Below are 6,224 nucleotides of genomic sequence, written 5' to 3'. Positions count from 1 at the left end.
AGCCGCTGTAAGAGCGGAACCCATATCAGCCGTTACTAAAAAAACGGATATGTACTCCGAGCCAAAAGCCGGACCAACTTCAACGTCTTCTGTGGTCACTTATGGAAAAGTCAAAGCTTCGCAAAACAGGAATGGCCCTGGCCCTGGCAATCGCCGCCGCCCTGACCATCTACACCGTGCAGGCCCCCGCAGACGCGCCGCAATACCTGACCGCCACCGCCGAGCGCAGTGACATCGAAAACGCCGTCCTGGCCACCGGCCTGCTCGAAGGCGTCAAGCAGGTCGATGTCGGCGCCCAGGTTTCCGGCCAACTCAAATCCCTGAAGGTCAAGGTCGGCGACAAGGTCAAGAAGGGCCAATGGCTGGCCGAAATCGACCCGTTGATCCTGCAGAACACCCTGCGCAAAGCCCAGGTCGACGAAGAAAACCTCCAGGCCCAACGCCGCGCTACTGCGGCGCAACTCAAGGAAACCAAATCCGTCTACGAACGCTATCAGGGCCTGCAGGAGGACGAATCCGTGTCCCGCCAGGACTTCGAAACCGCCGAGTCCAACTACGAGGTACAGCGCGCCAACCTGATGTCCCTCGACGCCCAGATCAAAAGCGCCCATATCCAGATCGACACCGCCAAGATCAACCTGGCCTACACCCGCATCGTCGCGCCAATCGACGGCGATGTAGTGGGCATCGTCACCCAGGAAGGCCAGACCGTGATCGCCAGCCAACTGGCACCGGTGCTGCTCAAGCTCGCCGACCTGGACACCATGACCGTCAAGGCCCAAGTCTCCGAAGCGGACGTGATCCACATCAGTCCGGGCCAGCAGGTGTATTTCACCATCCTCGGCGAGGCCGACAAACGCTACTACGCCAAATTGCGCGGTACCGAACCTGCCCCGCAGAATTTCCTCGAAACCCAGACCGCCGGCACCCCCAAGCAAAACACCGCGGTGTTCTACAATGCGCTGTTCGACGTACCCAACCCCGACCACCGCCTGCGCATCGCCATGACCGCCCAGGTGCGCATCGTGCTCGACACCGCCAAGGCTGCACTGACCGTGCCGGTGGCCGCACTCGGCCCGCGCAATGCCGATGGCAGCTTCCCGGTGCGGGTGCTGGACACCAAGGGCAAGGCTAACACGCGGCAGGTGCAGACGGGCATCAACAACAACGTCAAGGTGCAGATCCTCGATGGCCTGGCCGAGGGCGACAAGGTGGTGATCGGCGATCCATCGCCTGCCGTGGCGGGGGGCTGATTGATGACTCAGCCACTGCTGGAGCTTAAAGGCATCGTGCGCAGTTTCATGGCCGGTGACCGCGAATTCATTGCGCTCAAGGGCATTGACCTGACCATCCACGCCGGGGAAATGGTCGCGATCACCGGGGCCTCGGGTTCGGGTAAATCGACCCTGATGAACATCCTCGGTGGCCTCGACTACGCCACCGCCGGCAGCTACAAGATCAATGGCATCGAAACCCGCACCCTGGGGGATGAGCAACTGGCCGAGCTGCGCCGCGACTACTTCGGTTTTATCTTTCAGCGTTACCACTTGCTCGCGCACCTGAGCGCGTTGCACAACGTGGAAATGCCGGCGATTTATGCCGGTACGCCGGAAACCGCCAGGCATAGCCGCGCCGGGGAATTGCTGGCACGCCTGGGGTTGTCGGGGCATTTGACCCATCGCCCGAGCCAGCTGTCCGGCGGCCAGCAACAGCGCGTGAGTATCGCCCGGGCCTTGATGAACGGCGGCGAAGTGATCCTCGCCGACGAACCCACCGGCGCCCTCGATACCCACAGCGGCAAGGAGGTGATGCGCATCCTGGCCGAGCTGCACGCCGCCGGGCACACGGTGATCATCGTTACCCATGACCCGAAAGTCGCGGCCAATGCCCAGCGGATCATTGAGGTGCGCGATGGCGAGATCGTCAGTGACCGCGCCAATCAGAGTGTCGGCCTCGACCTGCCCACCGAAGCGCCCATCGAGCCCAAGCGCAGCGGTGCGCGCAAGTTGGTGGCGAGCCTCGGGCTGTTCAAGGAGGCCTTCAACATGGCCTGGGTGGCGCTGATTTCCCATCGCATGCGCACCTTGCTGACCATGCTCGGCATTGTCATCGGCATCACCTCGGTGGTGTCGATCTCGGCCATCGGCGAAGGCGCCAAGCGCTATGTGCTCAAGGACATCCAGGCCATTGGCAGTAACACCATTGATATCTTTCCCGGCAAGAGTTTTGGTGACAGCCGTGCGTCAGCCATCGAGACGTTGTTGCCGTCGGATGTGGATGCGCTGAACCAGCTGTATTACGTCGACAGCGCCACGCCGGTGGTGGGGCGCAACCTGTTGCTGCGTTACGGCAATATCGACCTGGACGCCCAGGTCAATGGGGTCAGCGATCGCTATTTCCAGGTCAAGGGCCTGAAGCTCGAAGCTGGAATTACCTTCAGCGAAAGCGACGCCCGGCGCCAGGCCCAGGTAGTGGTGATCGACCACAACGCGCGCCATCGGCTGTTCGCGCCCGGCGTGGATCCGCTGGGTCAGGTGATCCTGGTGGGCAATCTGCCCTGTACGGTGATCGGGGTGACGGCCGACAACAAAAACATGTTCGCCGCCAGCAAGGCGTTGAACGTGTGGGTGCCGTACGAGACGGCAGCGGGGCGGCTGTTGGGCCAGCGTCATCTGGACAGCATCACGGTGCGCATCAAGGACGGCCAGCCGAGCAAGGTGGTGGAAGAGAACGTCACCAAGCTGATGTTGCAACGTCACGGCACCAAGGACTTCTTTACCAACAACCTCGACAGCATCATGCAGACGGTGCAGAAAACCAGCCGTTCCCTGGCGTTGCTGCTGTCGTTGATTGCAGTGATTTCGTTGCTGGTGGGCGGCATCGGGGTGATGAATATCATGCTGGTGTCGGTGACCGAACGCACCCGCGAAATCGGGATTCGCATGGCAGTGGGCGCGCGGCAATCGGATATTCGCCAACAGTTCCTGGTGGAAGCGGTGATGGTCTGCCTGATTGGCGGGATGATCGGCATCTCGCTGTCATTCGCCATCGGCTATCTGTTTTCGTTGTTTGTGAAAGAGTGGGAAATGGTGTTTTCCCTGGGCTCGGTGGTGACGGCGTTTGCGTGTTCGACGTTGATCGGGATTGTGTTCGGGTTTGTGCCGGCGCGGAATGCGGCGCGGTTGGATCCGATTGAAGCCCTGGCCCGGGATTAGGCCGGGCAGAGATCAAAAAATGTGGGAGCGGGCTTGCTCGCGAATGCGGTGGATCAGTCACACATGTATTGACTGACACTGCGCATTCGCGAGCAAGCCCGCTCCCACATTTGTTCCTCGGTGTTCTAGAGAGTGGCGTTTTCTTCTGTGGAATACATCCACCGCATCAACGAATGCCGGCCACTGATGCCCATCTTGATCGCAGCCCGCTTGAGGTAGCTCTCGATGGTATTGACCTTCAGTGCCAACTGCTCTGCCAGTTCCGGTGCGGTACGCCCGGCCAGCAGCCCCACGCACACCTCAAGCTCCCGGCTGGACAGGGCCAGCCCCGATTGCGCGAGGCGCTCTTCAAAGCGCCGGCGCAAGGTGTCGATGCCTTGTTGCTGCGGCGCTTCGCTGTCCGGACCGCTGGGTTGCAGGGCGCTGATGTGTTTTTCAACCATCGGCAGCAGCAGGGAGGAGAAGTCTTGCAGGATGATCCGCTCCTGCTGGGAAAAACTTTCGCAGGGGTTGGAGCGATACACCGACAGCACGTAGCTGACGTCATCCTTGCGCCGGGTCAGGTGCAGTTGGGCGGCGGCCTGGGCCTCTTCCTGCCCTGGCAGCGGGTCGGTGTACACCGGGCTGATCCCCGTCATTCGCGAACTGCCTGCCTTGCGCGGTGAACTCACAGGCATTTGCGTGATGTGCGTCGCGTCGACCGCCAGTTGGGTGAGGATCAGGTCGTGCAGCATGCGCGGGAAATGCCGGCTGCCGGTGCTGGCGATGACTTTGCCAATGTGGGGGAACAGGTGTGAGTTCATCATTTCATCCATGAGTTTCAATGAGGGCGGCGTACAGGGCAGTGATCTCCATGACTGCCGCCTCGTATGCTAGTACAGGCTTTCGCAAACGGGCCAATGAATGGATCAAATTTTTTGCGGTGCAGGGCGCAACGGGAGAAGCCCGACCTTTTCAGGCCGGGCTATTGATAAACGTCGCACCTGCCTGTGAATTTACATCAAGCGTGATGAACGTTGTGTTGCACCGCCCGGGATTTCGGCTTTACGGCACAGGCCTGCAGGGCTTGGGCAACGTCGGCCAGCAGGTCGGCGACATCCTCAAGGCCCGCCGAGAGTCGCACCAGCCCTTCGGAAATCCCGTGGTGGGCGCGCTGCTCCGGGGTGTAGGTGGAATGGGTCATGCTGGCCGGGTGCTGGGCCAGTGACTCGGCGTCCCCCAGGCTCACGGCCCGGGTGAACAGCTTGAGGGCGTTCATGAAGCGTCGGCCCATGTCGATGCCGCCCTTGAGTTCAAACGCGATCATGCCGCCGGATTGTTTCATCTGCCGCGCGGCCAGTTCGTATTGAGGGAAGGAGCGCAGGCCGGGGTAGGTCACCCATTCCACCAGGGGATGGGCCTGCAAGGCTTCGGCGATGGCCAGGGCGTTGCTGCAATGGCGGTCCATGCGCAGGGCCAGGGTCTTGAGGCCGCGCATCAGCAGGGCGGCGTCCTGGGGTGACATCACCGCACCGGTCAGGTCCTTGAGCCCTTGCAGGCGAATGCGCTGGGCCAGGGCCTGGCTGCTGACGGCGATGCCGGCGGTGATATCGCCGTGGCCACTGAGGTATTTGGTGGCCGAGTGCACCACCACGTCGGCGCCCATTTCCAGCGGGCGTTGCAGGTAGGGCGTGCAGTAGGTGTTGTCCACCACCACGGTGATCCCGGGTTGCCGGTGGGCGATCTCGGCGACGGCGGCGATGTCCACCAGTTGCAGGTTGGGGTTGGCCGGGGTTTCGAAGTAGATCATGCGCGTGGCCGGGTTGATGGCCTCGCTCAGGGCGTTCAGGTCGGTGAGGTCGACGTGGCGCACCTTGATGCCGAATTCGCCGATGCCGTGGTGCAGCAGGGCGAAGGTGCAGCCGTAGAGGGTCTGGCTGACGATGATTTCATCACCGGGGCGTAGCAGGGTCCAGAACGTCGCGGCAATTGCGCCCATGCCGGAGCTGAAGGCGACGGCGGCTTCGCCGTTTTCCAGGGTGGCCATGCGCGATTCCAGCAGGGCCAGGGTGGGGTTGGAGATGCGGGTGTAGAAGTGTCCGCTCTCTTCGCCGGCGAAGCAGGCGGCTCCGTATTCGGCGGTGGGGAAGGCGAAGGTTGCCGACAGGTAGATGGGCGGCACGAGGGCGCCGTGGTGGTCCTGGGGGTCATAGCCGTGATGGATGGCGCGGGTGGAAAAGCCGAACGTGTTGTGTTTATTTTTCATGGTCGGACGCTCCTTATTTCCTACAATGCTATGCTTATAACGGCGGCTGAACGTTCCATAGTTTGCTGGGAAAAGCCGGTAGATTGGGATAAAAAACAATAAAAACGACGTTTTGAGGCAAGATATGCCCATGCATCTGGATCGGACTGACAAGGCACTTTTAAACGCCTTGCAGGGTAATGCGCGGTTGACGGTGGCGGAGTTGGCGGAGCGGGTGTCGCTGACCACTTCGCCGTGTTGGCGGCGGGTGAAGAACCTTGAGGACAGCGGGGTGATCGGCGGTTATCAGGCGATCCTGTCGCCCAAGGCGCTGGGGTATGGGGTGACGGCGTTTGTCAGCATCATGATGGATACGCACTCCCGGGAAGTTGCCCGGGCGTTTGAGCAAAGGTTGCTGGAGATTCCCGAGATTGTGGCGTGTCATAACGTTTCGGGGCGGTATGATTTTTTGTTGGAAGTGGTGGCGAAGGATCTGGAGTCGTTTGGAGAGTTTGCGCGGGAGGTGTTGCAGGGGTTGCCGTGTGTTAAGGAGATTTACTCGAGTTTTTCTTATAAGTCGGTGCGGCCGTTGCGGGTGATTCCTTTGCCGGAGTGATGGTGTACATATCCGTTTCTTCGGTAACGGCGGATTATGGTTCCGCTCTTACAGCGGGTCACTTTTGGCAAACGCCCGGAATGCCGGCCCAGCCAAAAGTAACCAAAAGGTCTTTGCCCCACCACTCGGTGCCTCGCCTAGGCTCGGCATGCCCGCACTCCGGCACGGC

At 61.1% G+C, this 6,224-nt stretch carries 5 protein-coding genes; 3 read left to right on the top strand and 2 right to left on the bottom strand.

Annotated elements, in window-relative coordinates; all coding sequences use genetic code 11:
* Positions 1-101: 101 nt before the first annotated feature.
* Together macA and HX807_RS31440 are read left to right on the top strand one after the other, a co-directional pair.
* On the top strand, positions 102-1,253 hold the full coding sequence (gene macA, locus HX807_RS31445; protein WP_177052206.1) for a macrolide transporter subunit MacA: 1,152 nt from the start codon (positions 102-104) through the stop codon (positions 1,251-1,253).
* 3 nt (positions 1,254-1,256) lie between these two features.
* Positions 1,257-3,215: a MacB family efflux pump subunit gene (locus HX807_RS31440; RefSeq protein WP_003212489.1), complete on the top strand. Its 1,959-nt coding sequence runs from the start codon at positions 1,257-1,259 to the stop codon at positions 3,213-3,215.
* A 125-nt stretch (positions 3,216-3,340) separates the two neighbouring features.
* Here the strand turns inward: HX807_RS31440 and HX807_RS31435 are convergent, their stop codons facing one another.
* Positions 3,341-4,030, bottom strand: coding sequence for a helix-turn-helix transcriptional regulator (locus HX807_RS31435; protein ID WP_177042415.1), 690 nt, complete (start codon positions 4,028-4,030; stop codon positions 3,341-3,343).
* 185 nt (positions 4,031-4,215) lie between these two features.
* Complete coding sequence (locus HX807_RS31430) at positions 4,216-5,460, bottom strand: methionine gamma-lyase (RefSeq protein ID WP_177052204.1); 1,245 nt, start codon at positions 5,458-5,460, stop codon at positions 4,216-4,218.
* Positions 5,461-5,584: 124 nt separating this feature from the next.
* Here HX807_RS31430 and HX807_RS31425 point away from each other — a divergent pair, with 124 nt between their 5' ends.
* Entirely contained in the window at positions 5,585-6,055 is a 471-nt protein-coding gene (locus HX807_RS31425) for an Lrp/AsnC family transcriptional regulator (RefSeq protein ID WP_008430161.1), read from the top strand.
* Positions 6,056-6,224: the final 169 nt, after the last annotated feature.

Origin of the sequence: Pseudomonas sp. D8002 (assembly GCF_013385695.1) — a bacterium.
Classification (GTDB): Bacteria; Pseudomonadota; Gammaproteobacteria; order Pseudomonadales; family Pseudomonadaceae; genus Aquipseudomonas.
This window is presented reverse-complemented; position numbering and strand designations above follow the sequence as displayed.